The organism is Azospirillum melinis, assembly GCF_013340935.1.
In the GTDB taxonomy this organism is placed as follows: Bacteria; Pseudomonadota; Alphaproteobacteria; order Azospirillales; family Azospirillaceae; genus Azospirillum; species Azospirillum melinis.
This window is the reverse complement of the sequence record NZ_WHOS01000139.1, coordinates 1-1,627: the sequence shown is the minus strand read 5'-3', so window position 1 is coordinate 1,627 and position 1,627 is coordinate 1. Positions and strand designations below refer to the sequence as shown.

The window sequence follows — 1,627 nt, the reverse complement described above, 5'->3', positions numbered from 1 at the left end:
GTCGAAGTCCTGGCTGGGCGGGGCGTTGCTGACGGCTCTGCTGCTCGGCCTGATCGCCCTGTCGATCCGGTCGGTGTCGGGCGACCTGACCTTCGTCCTGCTGGGGTCGGTCGGGCTGGTGGTCGGCGCCTTCCACTATCTGTTTCCGGGCAGCCAGTTCTTCACCCTGGCGCTGACCAACTTCATCGGCGTCTACGCCTGCATCTTCGTCTTTTTCGCCGAAAGCAACTTTCACAACATCAGCCCGCTGATCCAGGCGATCGCCTTCGTCCTGCCGCTGGTCGCCTTTCTCGGCGGCGCATGGTGGCGGGCGGAGGACATCCGGCGGATTGTGATGTCCAGGCGGCTGCGGGAAGGCGGCCATTTCGACCGCGTCTTCCTGTGGATGGCGCCGGTCTGGGGCATCGGCGCCCTGACCTTCCTGGTGCCCGAACAGGACATGGACACCCAGACCATCGGCGCGATCTTCCTGCTGGCGATGTCGGCCATCGCCGCCATCGTCGCCCTGGTGTCGCGCGACATCGCCATCTTCCTGCTCGACGCCGGCCTGCTGTTCGAAGGCTTCTTCCAGCAATCGGCCCGTCTGGTCCTGCCGGCCTTTGCCTTCCTGACCTTCTATTCGCTCTGCATCATCCTGTTCGGCGCCATCTACACCATCATGGACCGCTTCATGGCGGAGCCGAACTTCGTGATCGAGGGCGTCAGGCGCGACATCACCTTCGCCGAGGGCATCTATTTCTCCATCGTGACCTTCGCCACCGTCGGCTATGGCGACATACACCCGGTGTCCGGGGTGGTCCGTCTGGTCTGTGGTATCGAGATCGTCATGGGCGTGCTGCTTCTGCTGTTCGGCTTCAGTGCCATCATCGGCCATGCCCGGCCGACCAGCCGGTCGGACCGCAACGATCCGCTCTGAGGACAGATCCGTCCCGCGCTCCGGGCTGCGGGACAATCCGGCATAACGCACTATGTCAGGAGGCGCGCTATGCTGGGCGCGGTTCCGTCCCTCCTGTCAGAGACCTTGCAGCCTCCATGCCTCTCCATCTGATCAAGCTCGCCGTCGGCGTCCGTGACCTCGACCATCTGGCGGAACTTCAGGACCGCCGTGCCGTAACCGCCGGTGGCCAGACCCGCATCCCCGTCTACACCCGCCGCCTGCCCAAGCGCGGCGACGAGCTGCTGGCCGGCGGATCGATCTATTGGGTGATCAAGGGCAGCATCCTGGTGCGCCAGCCCATCCTCGCCATCGACACCGATACTGACGAGGAGGGCGAGAGCTATTGCACTTTGCACCTCGCCTCCGACCGGGTGCAGACGGTGCCGACGCCGCATCGTCCGTTCCAAGGCTGGCGCTATCTGACCGCCGAAGCGGCCCCCCAGGATCTCTCCGCCGTCGGCGGGGCAGGGAGCGAAATGCCGGCCGATATGGCGGCGGAACTGCGTGAACTCGGTCTGCTCTGAGGAAAACATCCGTCGGTTCAGCGAACATAAAAAGCAAGAGGCGATGAAAAAAGCGCTTGCGCGGTTTGAGGGAGGGCGCCTATAAACCGCTCCACCGACGGCGGGGCGCTGAACGAAGCGCGGCGCCGGCGGCAGAAACGGAAGAGAAAACAGCGACTTAGCGGTT

At 64.4% G+C, this 1,627-nt stretch carries 2 protein-coding genes; both read left to right on the top strand.

Annotation, left to right across the window (positions count from 1 at the left end; translation table 11 throughout):
* A partial coding sequence (locus tag GBZ48_RS35780) for an ion channel (RefSeq protein WP_174475365.1) occupies positions 1–916 on the top strand: 916 nt, incomplete at its 5' end.
* 116 nt (positions 917–1,032) lie between these two features.
* Positions 1,033–1,461 carry a DUF1489 family protein gene (locus tag GBZ48_RS35775; RefSeq protein ID WP_174475364.1) on the top strand — a complete coding sequence of 143 codons (429 nt, stop codon included), beginning with the start codon at positions 1,033–1,035 and terminating at the stop codon, positions 1,459–1,461.
* The last annotated feature ends 166 nt before the right edge of the window (positions 1,462–1,627 follow it).